The sequence below is a fragment of the Thermophagus xiamenensis genome (assembly GCF_900112795.1).
Lineage (GTDB): Bacteria > Bacteroidota > Bacteroidia > Bacteroidales > Marinilabiliaceae > Thermophagus > Thermophagus xiamenensis.
In genome coordinates this window covers 141,114-159,380 of the sequence record NZ_FONA01000006.1, presented here as the reverse complement: position 1 = coordinate 159,380, position 18,267 = coordinate 141,114, and the positions used below count along the sequence as shown (strand labels likewise).

At 39.4% G+C, this 18,267-nt stretch carries 13 protein-coding genes; 5 read left to right on the top strand and 8 right to left on the bottom strand.

Annotation, left to right across the window (positions count from 1 at the left end; translation table 11 throughout):
• Positions 1–125 precede the first annotated feature (125 nt).
• From BM130_RS05105 to miaA, 6 genes are all read right to left on the bottom strand, one after another.
• Positions 126–1,403, bottom strand: coding sequence for a M16 family metallopeptidase (locus BM130_RS05105; RefSeq protein ID WP_010527370.1), 1,278 nt, complete (start codon positions 1,401–1,403; stop codon positions 126–128).
• Between the two features lie 44 nt (positions 1,404–1,447).
• Positions 1,448–2,683: a M16 family metallopeptidase gene (locus BM130_RS05100; RefSeq protein ID WP_010527371.1), complete on the bottom strand. Its 1,236-nt coding sequence runs from the start codon at positions 2,681–2,683 to the stop codon at positions 1,448–1,450.
• Between the two features lie 191 nt (positions 2,684–2,874).
• Positions 2,875–3,837 (bottom strand): NAD(P)H-dependent flavin oxidoreductase, encoded by a 963-nt coding sequence (locus BM130_RS05095; RefSeq protein ID WP_044138619.1) that lies wholly within the window; start codon positions 3,835–3,837, stop codon positions 2,875–2,877.
• 353 nt (positions 3,838–4,190) lie between these two features.
• Positions 4,191–5,825 (bottom strand): dipeptidyl-peptidase 3 family protein, encoded by a 1,635-nt coding sequence (locus BM130_RS05090; RefSeq protein WP_029626567.1) that lies wholly within the window; start codon positions 5,823–5,825, stop codon positions 4,191–4,193.
• Positions 5,826–5,869: 44 nt separating this feature from the next.
• Positions 5,870–7,294 (bottom strand): adenylate/guanylate cyclase domain-containing protein, encoded by a 1,425-nt coding sequence (locus BM130_RS05085; protein ID WP_010527374.1) that lies wholly within the window; start codon positions 7,292–7,294, stop codon positions 5,870–5,872.
• Between the two features lie 90 nt (positions 7,295–7,384).
• Positions 7,385–8,311, bottom strand: a complete 927-nt coding sequence (gene miaA, locus BM130_RS05080) for a tRNA (adenosine(37)-N6)-dimethylallyltransferase MiaA (protein WP_010527375.1) — start codon at positions 8,309–8,311, stop codon at positions 7,385–7,387.
• 1,031 nt (positions 8,312–9,342) lie between these two features.
• On the opposite strand from miaA, the gene BM130_RS05075 reads away from it, so the two are divergent.
• The 4 genes from BM130_RS05075 to BM130_RS05060 all read left to right on the top strand — a co-directional run bounded on the left by BM130_RS05075 (position 9,343) and on the right by BM130_RS05060 (position 12,677).
• Positions 9,343–9,963, top strand: a complete 621-nt coding sequence (locus BM130_RS05075; RefSeq protein ID WP_237706119.1) for a YIP1 family protein — start codon at positions 9,343–9,345, stop codon at positions 9,961–9,963.
• Position 9,964: 1 nt separating this feature from the next.
• Positions 9,965–10,420 (top strand): SsrA-binding protein SmpB, encoded by a 456-nt coding sequence (gene smpB, locus BM130_RS05070; protein ID WP_010527377.1) that lies wholly within the window; start codon positions 9,965–9,967, stop codon positions 10,418–10,420.
• 299 nt (positions 10,421–10,719) lie between these two features.
• Positions 10,720–11,283, top strand: coding sequence for an RNA polymerase sigma factor (locus tag BM130_RS05065; RefSeq protein WP_010527378.1), 564 nt, complete (start codon positions 10,720–10,722; stop codon positions 11,281–11,283).
• A gap of 2 nt (positions 11,284–11,285) precedes the next feature.
• Entirely contained in the window at positions 11,286–12,677 is a 1,392-nt protein-coding gene (locus BM130_RS05060) for an outer membrane beta-barrel protein (RefSeq protein WP_052298952.1), read from the top strand.
• A 142-nt stretch (positions 12,678–12,819) separates the two neighbouring features.
• On the opposite strand, the gene BM130_RS05055 is transcribed toward BM130_RS05060, so the two are convergent.
• Together BM130_RS05055 and BM130_RS05050 are read right to left on the bottom strand one after the other, a co-directional pair.
• The gene (locus BM130_RS05055; protein WP_237706120.1) at positions 12,820–14,550 is read right to left on the bottom strand and encodes an ABC transporter ATP-binding protein; all 1,731 of its coding nucleotides are present in this window, start codon (positions 14,548–14,550) and stop codon (positions 12,820–12,822) included.
• Positions 14,551–14,764: 214 nt separating this feature from the next.
• The gene (locus BM130_RS05050) at positions 14,765–15,232 is read right to left on the bottom strand and encodes a S24 family peptidase (RefSeq protein WP_237706121.1); all 468 of its coding nucleotides are present in this window, start codon (positions 15,230–15,232) and stop codon (positions 14,765–14,767) included.
• Positions 15,233–15,465: 233 nt separating this feature from the next.
• Here BM130_RS05050 and BM130_RS05045 point away from each other — a divergent pair, with 233 nt between their 5' ends.
• Complete coding sequence (locus BM130_RS05045; protein WP_010527382.1) at positions 15,466–17,775, top strand: T9SS type A sorting domain-containing protein; 2,310 nt, start codon at positions 15,466–15,468, stop codon at positions 17,773–17,775.
• The last annotated feature ends 492 nt before the right edge of the window (positions 17,776–18,267 follow it).

Genomic DNA, 18,267 nt, shown 5'->3' with positions numbered 1-18,267 from the left:
CATAAAAAATTTGCATTATTAAAGCTGAAACAAATCTTCTTGCTCATGATTGTTTCATTCTTCTTAATGCATATTCATTTTATTATTTTTATTGTTGCCCGCAAAGCATTGTAACAGTTTGTTTTTTATACTCCAGCAACTATAACCCAGAATTCTTCAGGATTAAGATATTTTTGTGCAAGCTCTCGTATATGGAAAGCTGTTACATCACGCAAGTAATTAACCATATGGCGGTAAAAACTGAAATCCAAATTATATTCTTTTAAATTTCGATAGATATCTGCAGTAGAGAAGGGCCCGTCAAAATTTCGCAGTAATTCTCCCATCATATAATTTTTTACCATAGTCAATTCTTTTTCAGAAATTAATTCATTCTGAAGTTTTCTGAATTCGTCAAATACCGTTTCTATGGCTTCTTCACGTTTTGACCCTGTTACTTCACTACTAATTATCCATGCTCCGCTGTATTTTAAGGGCATGATAAAAGAGCTGATGCCGTAGGTGAGTCCCTTTTCTTCTCTTAATGAGGTCATTAAACGGGACCCAAAGTGTCCTCCCAATATGGTATTCAGTACCTGCAGTGGGATAAAATCACTATGATGATTATTGAAAAGAGGTCTGCCAATTCGAATGGCTGACTGCATCGCATTTTCCTTTTTTATTATTCTTTCTTTTTCGGGTGAAGGCGACGGAGCGGGTATTGAAGGGTAATTCATTTTTGGGACATCTGTTTTTTCACCCCAAAAACGGTTAAGCAAATCAATTATGTTATCGCCGGGTTGACCAGCTACATAAATTTTGGCTAACTCAGGTTTATAATACTTTTCGTGAAATGTTTTTATTCGATTGAGGTCGATTTGATCGAAATGTTCATGGCGCAATTGGCGACCATATGGATGGTCAGCGCCAAATATGGTTTCGCTGAAAAGACGACTTGCTATGGTTTTGACTTTCTCACCCTCTATTGCAAATTCTTCATATCTCTTACGCAGATAAATGTCAAATTCATGTTGGGGAAAGGTGGGAAGAGTTATTATTTCATGGACAAGCTCCAACATTTGAGGAAGATGGCTTGTTAGACACAAAAGTGATACAACGGTATTGTGATGTGCCGTTTGAGTATGGATATATGCTCCATGAAAATCAATTATTTCGGATATTTGTTGCGAAGTTTTTTGGGCGGTTCCTTCTTGTAATAGATTTGCAGTGGTGGATGCAATTAAAGGGAAAGGTGCATGGACAGCTCCAGCAGGATATTCTATGTCAATTTTGGTAACATCCTGACTTCCGGCCCTGATGACGGATACCGGTACGCCATTTTCCAGTTGGGAAAATTCTACCGGTAAAACATCTATTTTTTCAATGGTTTTATATTCGGGCCTTATTTTAAAGTTGATTGGCATAAAACGATTTATTAATGATTAATTTTTTGCGTAAAATTTTTGATTTACAACGGAAGATAATATAAGGTAGAACAATTTTCCGGCCTGAAAATTTTAGTGGCAGTTTCTTTAATGTCCCGGGGCGAAACCGCCTGGTAATTATCCGGTTCTCTATTGAGTTCATCAATAGCACCCATCAACTCATATAGTGCTAAATTAATGGCTTTGTTGAGAAAACTAATCTCATCAAAAACTAAATTGGATATTACTTTGTTTTTGACTTTTTGTAGTTCATAGTCGGAAGGCACTGTTTGGGTAAGCTTGTTTAACTCTGTTCGGATGCTTTGTTCTGCTTTTTTTATTTCTACTCCCGGCATGAGTCGACCCGTGACGGTAAAAAGCCCCGGATCACGATCCCCACTAATATAGGCGTTTACTTCCGAAAAGATTCGCTGGTCCTTGACAAGTGATTGGAATAATCTTGAAGATGGGCCATTGGATAAAATGTCAGATAAAAGGTCATTGGCATAAAAATCGGGATCGGTTCGCCGGCCATTGTGAAAAACCATATGAATTAATGGTGCCGGTACATTTCGTTTTACTTCCAGATATCGAGGTTCTGTTTGAGGCGGTTCCTGTGGTAAATTTCTGGGGGCAATAGCTCTTGATGGAATGTCACCAAACCATTTTTCAGCCAGGCGGAACACTTCATCAGGTTCTATATTGCCTGCTACAGAAAGTACTGCATTGTTGGGAGCATAATGTTTGAAGAAAAATGATTTAACCTCATCCAGAGTGGCTTGTTCGATGTGCGATATTTCTTTCCCTATAGTGGGCCATCTGTATGGATGCACTTTGTAAGCCAGGTCACGAATTAAGATTGGGATATCGCCATAGGGTTGGTTCAGATAGCGTTGTTTAAATTCTTCGATAACGACTTTGCGTTGAACTTCCAAACTTTTTTCCGAAAAATCGAGTTCATACATCCTGTCGGCTTCAAGCCAAAAAGCTGTTTCAATATTTACCGATGGTACGGTTACGTAATAATTGGTATAATCGTTGCTGGTCCAGGCATTATTTTCACCGCCGACGTGTTGAACAGGTTCATCGTACGATGGTATGTTTTTAGTACCGCCAAACATTAAATGTTCAAACAAATGAGCAAAGCCTGTTCGGTTCGGATCTTCGTCTCGTGCCCCTACATCATATAACACATTTACCGCTACCATTGGGGTGGTTCGGTCTTGGTGGACAATTATTCGAAGGCCGTTTTTAAGGGTGTGTTTTTCAAAATTTATCATTTATTACTTTTTCTCAATTTTTGTTACTAAGGTTAACAACCAGTATTTCCCTTCGGTTGGGGCAGGTCTCTCTTAAAGTTTATCCTTGGTCTGATTTTTTTATATGACCATAAGTTTATGCCTGTCCTTATGTGTTGACAGCCCCAAATTGGTAATGCTCTTTTCAGCCGTTTATTTTAGATATTATACGGTTATTTGATTAATAGCCGTTCTTTGGCTAATTGGTATTCATCCAGTAATTGTTTCATTATTTCTTCTACAGGTTTAATTTTATCTATTAATGCAGCAATTTGACCAATTTCCAATTCTCCTTCCTCCAAATCACCTTCAAAAATTCCTTTTTTTGCTCGTCCACGTCCCAAAAGTTCTTTAAGTTCTTCGACTGAGGCACCACGTCGTTGAGCTTCCTCAACTTTTTGATAAAAAGAGTTTTTCAGCAATCTAACAGGTGCCAGTTGTTTTAAAGTAAGCATTGTGTCGCCTTCTTTTGCTTTTACAGCGTATTCTTTAAAGGCAGGATGAGCTGATGATTCTTCTGCTAAGGCAAATAATGAACCGATTTGCACACCATCGGCGCCTAAAGCCTGGGCGGCAAGGATTTGTTGTCCGCTGCCGATACCTCCTGCTGCCAATAAAGGTAATTTGGTGGCTTTTCTCACTAAAGGAATTAACGTAAATGTGGTTGTTTCTTCCCGTCCTTCGTGCCCTCCTGCTTCAAAACCTTCGGCCACAATAGCATCCACGCCGGCATCTTCGCACTTTTTTGCTAATCGAGAGTTAGCAATCACATGTGCAACAATTATTCCATGATTTTTAAGAAACGGCGTCCATTTGGCCGGGCTGCCGGCCGAAGTAAAAACTATTTTTACACCCTCTTCAACGATGACATTCATCAACTTATCGATATCGGGATACAAAAGAGGAACATTTACCCCCCAGGGTTTATTGGTGGCTTGTTTCATTTTACGAATGTGCTCACGAAGTATTTCCGGGTACATACTTCCGGCACCCAACAAGCCTAATCCGCCATTGTTGCTAACGGCCGAAGCCAGTTTCCATCCACTGCACCATACCATTCCGCCCTGGATAATCGGGTAGTCAATGTCGAAGAGTTGGGTGATGGGATTGTGGGTAAATAGCTTTTTAATATCCATAAATTTTGCGTTATATTTTTTATAAAGTTCCAAATTATTATTGGTTGAAACGGGCATGACCAACAAAGGTGGTCACAACAAGAGCATGTTTAAAAAGTGCTCAGGCAGATGGATAAAGAAGTTTTTAATGATTAGTGGACAGTCATTAGTGTTGGTTTCACCAGGGACTATTGAATAACCACTAAAAACTAATTTTAAGTTCCATCCAACCAATAGCTTGTATTAAATTTATATTGCAATCTGTTTCTGCAATGAAAATAGCCTTGAAATATTTTGTAGGGTTTATAAAAAACCTGTTGACTTTGTTGAAGCAAAGATCAACAGGTTGGGAATGCGTTTGGTCGTTTTATCTTTTACAAGCCAATTACCTTGGGGCCTTGTTCAAAAACAATGTCCACCGGTATGTTGGCGTCATTGATACGGTCCAAATCTTTTTTCAACTGAGGGGTTATTACACCTAATTCATCGAGCATGCGTTTAGCTTTTTCATAATCTCCTTCGCCCTGTAAAACAAGAATTTCTTTAGAAAGTTGTTGCATGGCTTCTTTCATCTTTTCAAAATCAACCTTGTACGTACCATCCTGAGGATTTCTTGTAAAAGCCTTTTTTTCCAGGAAATAGTTGAAGCGAATCATATTGGCTTTCCCATGAGCACTGGCCGCACCAAAGCGAACCGAACGAAATATGCTGGCCATAAAAGTAACATAATTGGTTCTTAGATCTTTATTGTCCAGCTCACCCATCTCGGTAAGATGTGTAATAATATAAAGTCCAAGAATGTCGGCTTTGCCTTCTTCAATGGCCGAAGCGGTTTCTTTAAGTGCTTCACGTACGGTTCCTTTCCCGTTGATGGTTGTCTTGATTCCCAGTCCGTGTGCTACTTCATGGAACATGGTGTTTTCGAAAAAAGCATTAAAATCAATATATTGACGTTGATCGGGATCAATAAGTAACTGGCTGATGGGGACAAGTATTTGGTCAAATTTGGCACGCATGCTGTTTTTTAGCTGGAGTTTGCGGCTGCCTTTTTTTATTTGCACATCGGGGTCGTTGGGAAGGTTGATGGCAATAGTTTTGCTTCCCGCATTACAATCGCCGGCATAATATATCACATCATAAGCATTAAGGTCGGAGTCACTCCCCGGCATTTCGGTTTTGTATTTATCATCTACGGGTAGATCTTTTTGTAGTTGTGGTAAAAATTGGGCAAAGTGATTGAGACGGGCCGACCAAACGGTATCCTTAATTAATAAGTAGGCTTCGAAGGCTGCTTTGGCCCCCATTAATCCATCTTCATAAGTCTCAATAGGCCCTACTACAAAATCAATCAAATTATCTTTCATTTCCATCCATGCCAGGTCACTTTTATAATAATCATTGGTAAGAAGTGCTTTGGCTCTTTCTTTTAAGTAGCGTTTAAAACCTTCGCTTTCGGCCAGTTCCGAAGCTTCTAAAAGTAATTCTGAGGCTTTGGTTAATTCCTTTTTCCATTTTTGACTATAAGGAATCACCACTAATTTCCCTTGGTCGTTTCGTTCAATAACAGTGTATAGGCTGCCCTTATTATGGTTGGACAGTTGTTGAAATTCCTTTTTAGTCATGTCCTCTGGATAGAATCGTGCTCCTGCGGGTTTGGGACCAATACCTTTTATGAATGGTTCATTATTATTCAATCGGTCCCATGGTCCGTAATTGATTTTTACGTAGCGTTTTAAATCATTGTCTTTTATGTTGTTCAATAAAATATTTTTATCTCCCCATGCCTGTTGCCAGAACAATTCATCCATGATGTTGGCTACCTCGAATAATAGTGACAGCATTTCTTTTTGAGCTGAGGATAGTCCGGATATATCGGTTTTTAACTGTACCGTCTGGTAAGCATCAACTCTTTGTTTAAGATTCGGAATAGCGGGTTCAAGCCTATTCTGGCGCGATTGACAGCCAAGCATTGTTACTATAACAATAAAAAGCGCGCTGAGATTTTTCATGGTCATGTGCTTTTAATATTTTGGGCTGTCAAAAGTAGCAAAAATTAATAATTAGTTTTAACCACCTCGTTTTTCAACAATAACCTGAGGCGTTCAATTTGTTGTTGTTTATTTACTTCTCTTAATTTTTTTGCCGTTTGTGTATAATATTGATGTTGCATTATGAAATCGAGTTGCATTTGCAACCATTCATTCCAGGAGCCTATCATCTGTCTTTCTTTAAGCTCTTTGTATAGATTGTTGGAAACCGGAATGAAGTCGGCTCGGCCTAAATAATCAAGGTCTGAGTCACAGATTACCTCTTCCAGTTTATCTTTAGGCGTTGGAGGAAATTTTGTAGCCAGAATTAAGCGTTCAACAACATCTAATTGACTTTTAGAAAAATTGTACCGAGGCAATATTTGACGAGCCAAAAGTACACTTTGATATTCGTGGGTTCGGTAATCAACGATATGTCCTGCATCATGAAATAAAGCGGCGGTCTTAAGAATCAGAATTTCTTCTTCTTTAAGGCCTTCAGCCCATCCAATCAACTCCACTTCGGTAATCACATCTATGGTGTGTTTGATATTGTGATAATATAAATTGTTTGGTAGGTTTTTTTCCAGTAGATTCAGAACTTCTTCCTGAATATCCATAAATTGTATTTGCCGGTAACGAAGGTCAAACATTTTGTTGCTGGCAAATATATTATCTTTCTGGTGAAGCTTCTCTTGCAACCCGTTGACCTGATAAATTTTCATGGGGCCTTTAAATTTTACGGGAATGGTTCCGGCAGGAGTGAGGTTAAAAAATTCTTTTACCAGCTCATAGGTCATCTCCGATATGTTGATTTTACCGGCGGGACAACTTTCACCTAACCGACAGACAATATTGATGTTTTCTCCCGAAATAGAATACGGGGAATAGGCACGTTTTTCATCAAAAGCCAAAATCGGACCGGTATGTATACCCATTTTTACTTTCCATATCGGTTTGTGGGCTTGCCGTTCATATAGCTTTTGAATTTCTGCTTTCATGTGACAAGCAGCTAAAGTAATATCGATAGGATTAGTACGGTTTTCGCGGTTTAACCCTGCTGCATATATGATATTATCACCAAAACTTTTGATTTTGGTTAAACTAAATTTATCGGCTACCTCTTTAATTAAAACATTGATTTCATCCAAAATGTCGATGAGTTCGGATTGGTTCGACATTTGGGGAAGTTCTTCAAAACCTCTGATAGAAATGTATAATAAAGAGACCGTATTTAACCGTTCAACTCTCTTTCCCCTTTTTTTGAAGGACTTTTCCTGAGCTTTGAGCAAACCGGGTTCGGAGTAACGGTCAAGAAGCTGATTATATTTTTTGTTTTGTTCCTTTATTATAGAATATTGCCCCATCAGATCAGTTAAGCGATTATTTAACTCCTGATTCCGTTTGGCAAGTTCTTGTATCCTTTGTATGTAATGACTAATGGTCGGCATGATGTTATTCTATACGAATAACATGAAAAATTGTGCTATTTGTTTGACTAAAATATTGATTTTTGGGATTTATGGCTTTGGAATTGTCGATTAGGAATAAATTAATTTGCATATCAGTGCAGCATTTGAATCGGCATCATTGGTGCCATCTAACCAATGTATTTTATGGCCTTTACGTTCCATCCCCCTGAACCAGGTCATTTGTCTTTTGGCAAACTGATGGATGGCGATATTCAAACGTTCAAACATTTCATCGTAGCTCATTTGGCCCGTGACATATAGGGTTACGTATTTGTATTCCAAACCGTAATATATCAGGTCTTCCGAAGATAGGCCCGCATCTAATAGCCCTTTTACTTCTTCTATCAGCCCTTGATTTAATCTTGCTTTCAATCGTTGGGTGATTTTTTGACGTCTTAATTCACGGTCGATGGCAATACCCACAATCAATGGCTTTACTTCGGGAAGCTTTACTTCTATTTCGGGATGATTCTGGTAATAAGTCTCTATTTCTATACTTCGAATGGCTCTTTTTTTGGTGTCGGTGTCGGTCGTATTATGAAGTTTTTTAAACTGTTTCAGAATATTCGAAAGTTCTTCCAGTGATTTATCTTTTAAGGCTTCTCTTAATTGCGGATTAGGTGGAACATGAACCATTTTGTATTGGTCCAGTACGGCCTGGATATATAATCCTGTACCTCCACACATTATCGGAAATTTGCCACGCGAACAAACGTCTTCAAAAACCTTGAAAAAATCGGTTTGATATTCATATACGTTGTATTTATATCCCGGTTTTCGGATATCTATAAGATGAAAAGGTATCTTTTCCCCGTTTACAATATAGTCGTCATAATCTTTCCCTGTGCCGAGGTCCATTTTTTCATAAACTTGTCGACTATCGGCACTAATGATTTCTCCGTTGATACGATATGCCAAATGTGCGGCCAATTGCGTTTTACCACTTGCCGTGGGACCGGTAATAACTATTAAATTGTAGGGTGATTGTTTTTGCATTTTCTTTTTTTGGTTTCATTTATTTGGGTTACAACTAATTTTGTTTAATTTGTCCTTCTAATTTCCCTGAAAGAAAATAACCTCTGTCCGAAATTGTGAAATTAAAGAAAGTGTCTTCTGACTTATCTCTTTTGTGGTCTGTCCCTGTTTTTTTATAGAAAAGCCCTTTTGCCCACCTCAATTATAGCAAAAGTATACATATCTTGTGATATACATGTTACTTTCGCACTGATTGTAAATTTTAATTTACCTAACAGACCGAGTATGACTATCTTTACCTCGAAAGATGAATGAAGTAATTCGGATGAATCGAATATGACCAAGGAAATTTGGGGCAGAAGTGTACAGGCAGAAGCGAAAAATTTATCAAATTCGTGATTGCCGGAGAATTTTCCTGTAGCGGATTAAGGAGTGAGTGTTGGCCTTAATGAGCTTTTAACTAATGATATTGGTTGATTTTACATGAAACCCAAAGATTGTCAACAAGCACTCATGTTAGCTATGGGAGCTTCCCATTTCAATATTTAGGCTTGAAAGCTTGATAATATTTTATAATTTTGCTTTTAAATACTGTGTGTTTTTGGTTTGTATTTTATTGTATTATAGTGTTTTGTTGTTTTGCGTGTGGTTGGACAATGAGCATGGCGGATTTTGCCACAAAAGAACATGTATAAAAGACAAAGGCAGAAGTGCACAGGCAGAAGGCAGAAGAAGTGATTAGTCATTAGTCAACAAGTGGTTAGTGTTAAATAACCAGTGACTAACGGCTAACTACTAATGACTACTTTTAAGAACCAATATATCAATGAGGTAAGTAAAATTTATACGGATGAAACGAGCATGGCGACTTTTTCCACAAAAGGACATGTATAAATTTAGTTAAGCCATGCGAGTTCCATCCAATCAATAACCTAGATAATTTTTATGCGGATGAAACGAGCATGGCGACTTTTTCCACAAAAGGACATGTATAAATTTAGTTAAGCCATGCGAGTTCCATCCAACCAATAACTTAGATAATTTTTATGCGGATGAAAAGTGCAGATTCTATTCAAGGGAGTATTATGGAGGCAAAAGAACCAATAACCACTGCCCGGATGTATCGGCAGTTGGGACTAAGAATTCGCAATCTAATCGTCCATCCGGCCCGAGAATGGCAGAACATCCATAACCAGCAAGCTTCTTTTAATGATATGATGAGCACTTTTGCTCTGCCGCTTATTGGCATGGTTGCCTTAGCAACGTTTATTTCTCATCTTATCAATCAGCAAGCGTTTATTATAGAATTGGCATTGAAGCGGGTAGGGGTTGAGTTTGCTGCTCTTTTTGGGGGCCTCTTCGTTGCCTGGTTTTTTATTTTCAGGGTAATGAAATATTTTCATTTTGTGTCGTCGCGCGATGTCGCCGCCAGGTTAGCCATTTATAGTTCTTCCGCTTTGTATTTGGTTTTATTGATTACGGCTTTAATTCCTGAGGTTTTTTTTCTTCAGATTTTTATGTTTTACGCTTTTTTTCTAATATGGACCGGCGTTGGAAATCTTGAAGGGCCTACTCCCATTCAAAAGAACTGGTTTACTTTGGTGGCCGGGCTGGCTGTTTTGGGATTCCCTTTTTTAATCAGAACTATTTTATTGAATTTGATAACCATTTGATATGGCCACAAATAAAGTGAATATACGCAATAAGAGGGCTTTCTTCGATTATGAAATTATCGATAAGTTTGTTGCCGGAATACAGTTAACCGGTACAGAAATTAAGTCGATTAGAAACGGTCGTGCCGGTTTGGTAGATTCTTTCTGTTACTTTAAAAAGGGTGAATTGTGGGTTAAGGGAATGAATATTGCCGAATATTTTTATGGTACTTTTAATAACCATGCGCCTGATAGGGAACGCAAACTTCTTTTGACGAAAAAAGAACTTCTTAAACTTGAACGAAAAACCAAAGAGTCGGGTCTCACTATTGTTCCGCTGAGAATGTTTCTCAATGAGCGTGGCTATGCTAAACTTGAAATTGCGCTGGCTCAAGGGAAGAAGAAGCATGATAAGCGCGAAACCATCAAAGAAAGGGACACTAAACGGGAACTGGAACGTATCCGCAAAAATTTTTGATTTTCTTCACGCAACCTTCTTCATTTTTCTCGTCTGTTATTACATCAATGTGTTGTTAGATTTTTTTGTATTTAATTCGATTAGTAAAGTTTTAGAATTGAATCATTAGGTTAATGTTGGGTTGAAGTTCGAAGTTAATATTAGGAATATCTAAAAATCTAACAACCTGTATTATATCTAAATATCTCAAATCTAAACAACTAAAATCTATATTTTATCCCTACCCTTACCCCAATGTATTGTGAATTAATTTTTTGAGGTGTATCTTGTGATAGTGATATTAACAGGAACGGTATTCAGTGTCGGCATTCGAAAATATAAATCATATAATTACCAGATGTCAAAAAGGGGATAGGAGTGCTCAAAAGGCGCTTTATGAGCTTTATGCGCCCAAAATGTTTGGTGTTTGTTTGCGTTATTCAGGCAACAGGCAGGCAGCTGAAGATTTCTTACAGGATGGTTTCATTCGTGTATTCGAAAAAATTGGAGATTTCCGCTTCGAAGGCTCTTTCGAGGGGTGGATGCGGCGTATTATGGTGAATCTGATTATTGAATCATTTCGAAAAAAAAAGATTAGCACCGAGATTACCAATGAATTTCCGGACATTGAAGACCAGGAGAAATCTTTTTCGGAAGAAGGTAAGGGTTATTCGCTTGATGAACTCCTGGCGCTTATTCAACAATTGCCTGAAAGGTACCGGCTTGTATTCAATATGTATGTGATTGATGAGATGACCCATGAAGAGATTGCTCAAAAGCTTAATATTTCAATAGGTACGAGTAAATCCAACCTTGCCCGTGCACGAAAATGGCTGCAAAAAAAAATTCGTGAGGACCGAAAATTGGAGACAATAATATTATGATGATGTCGGTTAAAGATAACGATTCGTTGTTCAGAGAACTGAAAGATTTGGAAGTTAAGCCTTCTCCTTTAATATGGGAGAAGATTGAGCATCGGCTTGATGAAAAAAAGAAAAGGAGATTAATACCTATATTTTTGAGAGTCGGTGTGGCTGCTTCTCTTGCGCTTATGTTTGGCTTATGGTGGATTGGAAGTCACGATATTATGCGTTTAAATAAGAATAATATTGGCACTGCTTCCACTAATGATTCCACGAATTCTGTTGACAACGTTTTTATTTCAGATGGCGCAAACAGGCAAAGCTCCAAAACAGAATCGGACAGTTCGTCTCTTTTGTTTCATCCCACCGATGAAAAAATATTGCTTGTAAAAGACTACCCAACCCAAAATAATAGTGAAACTTCCGATCAGATGCCTTCTGTTTTGACTTCTTCAACGGAAGTGTTCTCAAAGGCAGGTGACGAATCAACCCGGCATTTGTTACCTGCCAATTTTAAAATGGCCTCTCTTTCTATTCGGAATATTAATGATATTAGCCCTGTAGCTGTTCCTCATAAATTATATGTCTACTCACCACTGGAAACGGCGAGCCATGACCAGCCAATTAGTAGTATTGAAAAGAAAAATACACATGTTATGATTGGTGGTGAGTTTTCGCCCACTTATTCTTTCAGAACCGTTTCCGGATTGCCTTCAGGTAATAGAGAAAACGGTCTCAATACGGCCAGTGGAGGGCTTTCTTTGGCATTGGCCGTAGGTAATCGTTGGCAAATCGAAACAGGGGTCAGATATGCTTCCATGGGCCAGGAGGTTATTGCTAAAGCGACATCCGAACCGGTTTATACACTCGCTGAAACATCGCTTTTTTCAGAGAATAGTACTACTAGTATTACCCAAATTAACCTTGATAATTCTTTAGGAAAGGTTAGTTATAGTTTATCGCCTGTTGAAACTAGTGGCTTGTCAGGATTTAAAAAAGCAGAAAATGAGTTTATTGATTTAACATCCACTACTGCTGAACGGACCGAAAATGTTATTTTAGAACAGAATTTGGGATACATGCAGATTCCGGTAACGGTTCGTTATCAGTTGTTCCCTGATAAAAAAGTTGGTGTTTCCGTTGCCGGGGGAGTTAGTACAAACTTGTTGGTAAACAATAGGGCTTTCTTGCAACGTTTGGGTGAGAAACAAAGAATTGGTGAAACCGAAGGGTTAAATGATATGGGATTTAGCACTCATGTTGGAGTGGCTTTTTCCGTTCCTTTAATTAAAGGTTTGCGATTTCGGTTGGAGCCCCGTATGGATTATTTTATTTCCGATATCAGGAAAGATGCCCCCGGGTCTTACAGACCATATTCCATGGGTGTTTTTTCAGGCTTGTTCTATACCTGGTAATTTTAAAGATGCAAGTAAATACAGTGAAAACTTATTTATTGTGCTTAATGAAATGCACCCGGTATAACTATTTATTTAAACGCTATTGTTGAGGAAAAGACTGCAATGGCTTTTTTGTTTTTCTGTAAAAGTCCCAAACGGATTACAAATCATCTCTGCTGAGTGATTGCACCATTGAGTAAAAAACGCCTTGTTTTTTCATTAAGGCATGATAAGTACCTTCCTCTGCTACTTGTTGTCCATCAAGAACAACTATTCGGTTCGCCATTTTAATGGTGGATAGCCGGTGGCTAATGATAAGAGCCGTGCGGTTTTCGGTAATGCCTTTGATGTATTGAAGTAACCTCGCTTCGGAGAATGCATCCAATGAACTGGTAGGCTCATCCAGGATTACGATTTGCGCTGATGTGTTAAAAAAAGAGCGGGCCAGTGCCAGACGTTGCCATTGACCGGGACTCAGCTGTTCACTCCCCTCAAACAGAGTGCCTAATGTCGTCTCATAACCCCGGTCAAAACCTTCTATAATTTTATGAATGCCTGCTTCCTGTGCCGCTTCTTTTATCTTCTGGTCGTCAGGATTACGCCGTATATTGCCAAACCATATATTTTCACGGGCAGTGACGTTATATAACATAAAATCCTGATAGATTACACTTATATTGTCAGTGCGCCCTCTCCGGCTGATTTTCTCCAAGGGAATTCCGTCAATATGAATCGACCCTTCTGTTGGCCGGTAAAGCCCGCAAAGTAGTTTTACCAGAGTTGTTTTTCCCGCACCGTTGACACCTACCAGTGCCACCGTCTCGCCTGCCCGAATTTCAAAAGATACATTTCGCAATATCCATCTGTTATTTGAAGGATAATGAAATCCTACATTTTCCAGTTTTATCCCCTCTTTCATTCTGGCGGGGAATGGTAAATTTGCTCCTTGACGTTTCTCTTGTTCTGTTTCGGGCAAATGAAGGAATTCAAATAAATTGTTCAGGAATAATGAATCTTCATACAACCCTGTGATTCGACCCAAAAATTCCTGTAAATAGGCATAACCTCGCTGCAAAGCCATAAAATAAAGAACCACATCTCCGATGGATATTTGTCCCATAAAAGCACGATACGCTATAAGCCCGTATAATGAAAAGACTGCGAGAGCCGACAATATTTGAACCACTATTTCTTGAAAAGTTTTTTTTCGCAGCATGCTGTACTGGCTCTGCCGCCAGTCGTTTTTCAGCTCATGATATCGTTTGCGGAAAAGAGTTGACAGATCAAAGGTTCTCAGCTCTTTGGCAAACTCACGTGACGTCAGCAACCGGTTGTAGTAATTAACTCTTCTTTCTTTGTCGGTGTTATTGCGCCGAAACCGGAACAATTCTTTAGCATATCGTATGCGGATGATTGCTGTTGGAAGGGTAACTAACAGTAAGACAATAGATACAGACCAATGTACCATTAGAAGTATGCCACCCATTAACATCAAGGTTATCAGGTTTTGTAAAAATCCTATTAAACCGTAAAAAATGCGGGACGGACGGAACGATGCCTCATGCAACGCCCTAAAAAATACATTTTGATATTTGGGGTGCTCAAAAAATCCGTATTCTATTCGGGTGGTTTTGTTGTGAATTAAACGGTCGAAGTAGTCGGATATGACAAACGACTGACGCTCACGTACCAGAGCTCCTAGCGAGGCCGTCAAGGCATTGGTGAGAAAAACCACAGCAGCTATAATTAGTAAGCCCATAAGGTGTTGTAACGCTCCCTTAACGCCGGGTCCGGCTGCTACCACCTGAATCTCATCTACCAATAATTTAATAAGGTAGAGTAAGAGAAGCGGAAGAAGACCTCTTACAAGTAGCAGAAGTCCGTTGAGCAACGTCCATCCGGGTGAACTCCTCCAGATATACCGTAATATGGTTGCTATTTGACGATAGTGTTTGATTGTTCCTCTTTTTTGAGATGACTAATTTAATGCAATTTCCTTAATCGGCTTAATCAATTTTATTAGATTTATAGATGTTAGTTGGTAAGATATAAGAATTGTACTTCCCGGTTAATTCATCACATCAGCATATTAACACATCAGCACATTAACACATCAATCCTTTCAATCCCCTCAATCCCCATACCGCCGCCCGGCCTGCATACCAAAACAGACGACCCGTTACCGGCGCCAGCCATACCATCCAACGATCAAAAAAAGTGTTGATACTTCGTGCCAAAGGTGAGCGACTCTTAACAACTTTGGTTACTATTCCTTTGACCTGTTGGAACGGAATGGGAGCATCATTGCGGGGCAAACCGTCTCCTCTTGTAATCAGGTATCTATGTGCTTCATCTTTTACCATCAATCGATGAGCTATCCATTGTCCCGCTCTTTCAAACACGACTACTTGCCCCGGCTTTATCTGTTCAAAGGTTGTCCGGCAGATATGTACACTGTCACCCGGGAAAAGTATGGGGAACATACTCATCCCATGCAGGGTAACCTGAACGGTTTTCCCGTCGTCCAGCATTTGACCCATCAACTGATGATATTGATTTAATTCCCGTGTCACAAGGCAGGTTTTGGTGCTAAGATCGGAATTTTCTTTCGGTTTTTAACAAATGGAGTTTTTTTATAGCTGTTTTTGGGATTTCCTCCGAGGCAATTATCGAATTATTTTGACTATTCATCATAAATAGTCGGACATTCCTCAAAGGTTTTTACACCGGAAACTTTTCACCTGTATACTTGCAGCGCGAAATAAGAAAGAGGGGAAGAATTTTGTACATGGTTAAAGATTTTTAAATGAGGAAATTTTACTTGATTTTATTGGGATGGTTTATGGGCGTGAGTGCTTTTGCCGGCTGGAATTACATTAGTAAGAATGTGACCGGAAATTTTGAAGATAGCGAAATATGGGAGGAAACCATACCGCCGGTGGATGGCAATGTGGACCGGAAAATGACCATCAATGGTACCATTACCCGTAACGGGGATTTAAATCCTGTAACGGTGGAGGTGAATGACTCTTTTCTCGTTGCGGGAAATTATGCCAACAATCGATGGAGCGGACTGATACTAAATAACGGCGCCTACGTGGAAATTTTCGGAGACCTCTCCGGTTCGGCAGGTATTTCAGTAGCTAAAGATGCTACCCTGATTGTCCACGGAAATTTATCTTCTACGGGATCATCGCTTAAGGTGAATGGCGATGTTATTGTAATAGGCGATTTTTATACCTCATCAAACACGCAGGTTCAGAATAATGGAAATCTGATTGTGGGTGGTGATTTTACTCATAATGGGGGAGGGCTAAAAGCTAAAGAAGATGATATTTATATCCTGAATCCCGATGCACAAATTACCGGGCCCTCTTGGAGCCTTGTCGAAAAAGGAGAGTACGGAACCCTTACTGATTTTCTGGAGGATGAACAGGGGAGTGACCTGGCCGATCTGGTGGAAAGCATTGGACTTATTACTTCCGGATTACAGTGGCTGGGGACTTACAGCAGCGAATGGAATAATGCAAATAACTGGGAAAACCAAGAGGTGCCTGATGCAGCGTCTAAAGTGATTATCACGAATTCCGGCATTGCACCGGTCATCGACGGCGATGTTACCCTTGAAAAGCTCACTCTGAATACTTCTGCTACCCTTACAGTGAACCCCGGTTCCTTTCTCGAAATTACCGGTGATGTTAACAATAAGGGAACCATCATTCTCAAATCCACCAACGATAGTCTGGCATCGCTGATGTTGCCTGAAACCATGACCAAATCGGGGCTGGTGAATGTCAATCTATCACTCGAAGCCAATGGCAAATGGTATTTAACTGCGCCGCTGAAGGATCAAGATGCGGGAAAACCTCTGGTTGAGTGGTTCTATCCCGATAATGATGCCGATAATGATTGGGTATATATCCTTCGCGACCCTGATGGTGATGGTAGAGATAATTGGATACGGGTAGATGAGGACGGAGTAAATGGTTATAGGTACCTTCAAGATATGGAGAATGTCGCCGCCTGGTATAAACAGGAGAAGGTGCTTGATTATTCGGGCAACGTTTATGCGTCGGAGGTGCAGAAAACATTCAACGGCAAAGGTTATTATATGATCGGAAATCCCTATTTGTCCGCCATTGACTGGGATAATCCAACCGGATGGGTGAGGGATGGCATTTCTGCTACCATGTGGAGTTTCTTCGATCATAATGGTGAAAGGCTTCTACAGACTTATAATAATAGTACTGGTGTATACACCATCTTCCCGAAAGGATATGATGAAAGTACACTGAGTCATATACCACCATATCAATCAGTATGGATTAAGGCAGAGAAAGCCATTGCCAGCTTAACGGTTAAACCGTCGGCGCGCGTTAGTCAAAGTGAAGTCCCTCTGAAAAGTATTGCCCAACACATTTCTTATAATTTGATTCGTATTGAAGCCGATAACGGGTATTTGCTCGATGGTGCGGTAATTTATTTTAATGATGATTTCTTGGTAGATGCAGGACCCGAAGATTCAGAAAAACAGTTTAACAGTTCAGCGAGTACGCCCGAGGTATACACTCGAATCAACGATATGGCTTATGCCATTAACGGATTGCCTGAATTGGACACCGATACGCTGGAAATACCTTTGAGCGTACGCAACCGCATCGATAGTGAAGTGACCCTGAAATTTTATTTGGAACAATTTGCCGATGGCTATGAGCTTTATCTCTTAGATGGAGAAACAGGGGCCATAACTAATCTTCGACAACAAAATAATTATGTCTATACCCCTGTAGAAATGGGTGATGTCCATGACCGCTTTGTGTTGTGCCTTGTAAAAGTAAAAGAAGTGGCCACCGCCGTAAAGGATATCGTGGAAGAGTCTCAACAATTTGATATAAATATTATTAATCAACGCGACTACGCTTTACTGCAGATCAGTCCCGACCTGTTGCAAAATGCCGAAGCTAATATTCAGGTGTTGGACCTTAGCGGTCATCTGGTGAAGACCATTCAAACCCGTGCCACAGAAACTCATATAGACTTACCCAATAAAAGTGGAGTTTACATGCTGCGCGTCTCTGCAGGTGGTGTGGTTAAAACCGAAAAAGTAGCAAGGTAAAACCGCCTTGCCATGCTCGTTTCATCCGTATAAAATTTACTTACTTCATTGAAATATTGGCTCTTAAAAGTAGTTATTAGTGGTTAGTCGTTAGTCACTAGTTATTTAACACTAACCACTTGTTGACTAATGTCCCGTCCTGATTTTTAAAGACAGATATACCGGCGAATATAGAATTGCTGATCGTTCCAATAGCCGGTCATCCCTGCCGTTGTCGAAGAAGTAAAATATTTTATGTTACAAATATTGGTGATTTTTTACTTTAGAAGGTGATTTTTCGGTTTCGAATAATTTAATATTTTCAAAACATACATTTATCCTCCCAATGTTCTATTGCTACTTCCCCATTGTCAATATAATTGCGGCTTTGAAGATGTATTATTCTGTAAAAGCTTTATTCATTGACTTTTGGTATGATGATATTTCTTCCTTGTTCCGCCGTTTTTCCCAAAATGAATTGTAGGAATGCTTAATCTACAATTAAGCTTAATT

What these genes read in the sequence shown, in the direction of transcription:
- miaA (WP_010527375.1), bottom strand. Translation starts at nt 8,311, where the DNA reads ATGCAAAAACAATCACCCTACAATTTAATAGTTATTACCGGTCCCACG.
- BM130_RS05105 (WP_010527370.1), bottom strand. Translation starts at nt 1,403, where the DNA reads ATGCCAATCAACTTTAAAATAAGGCCCGAATATAAAACCATTGAAAAA.
- BM130_RS05095 (WP_044138619.1), bottom strand. Translation starts at nt 3,837, where the DNA reads ATGGATATTAAAAAGCTATTTACCCACAATCCCATCACCCAACTCTTC.
- BM130_RS05100 (WP_010527371.1), bottom strand. Translation starts at nt 2,683, where the DNA reads ATGATAAATTTTGAAAAACACACCCTTAAAAACGGCCTTCGAATAATT.
- BM130_RS05075 (WP_237706119.1), top strand. Translation starts at nt 9,343, where the DNA reads ATGAAAAGTGCAGATTCTATTCAAGGGAGTATTATGGAGGCAAAAGAA.
- BM130_RS05090 (WP_029626567.1), bottom strand. Translation starts at nt 5,825, where the DNA reads ATGAAAAATCTCAGCGCGCTTTTTATTGTTATAGTAACAATGCTTGGC.
- BM130_RS05045 (WP_010527382.1), top strand. Translation starts at nt 15,466, where the DNA reads ATGAGGAAATTTTACTTGATTTTATTGGGATGGTTTATGGGCGTGAGT.
- BM130_RS05085 (WP_010527374.1), bottom strand. Translation starts at nt 7,294, where the DNA reads ATGCCGACCATTAGTCATTACATACAAAGGATACAAGAACTTGCCAAA.
- smpB (WP_010527377.1), top strand. Translation starts at nt 9,965, where the DNA reads ATGGCCACAAATAAAGTGAATATACGCAATAAGAGGGCTTTCTTCGAT.
- BM130_RS05060 (WP_052298952.1), top strand. Translation starts at nt 11,286, where the DNA reads ATGTCGGTTAAAGATAACGATTCGTTGTTCAGAGAACTGAAAGATTTG.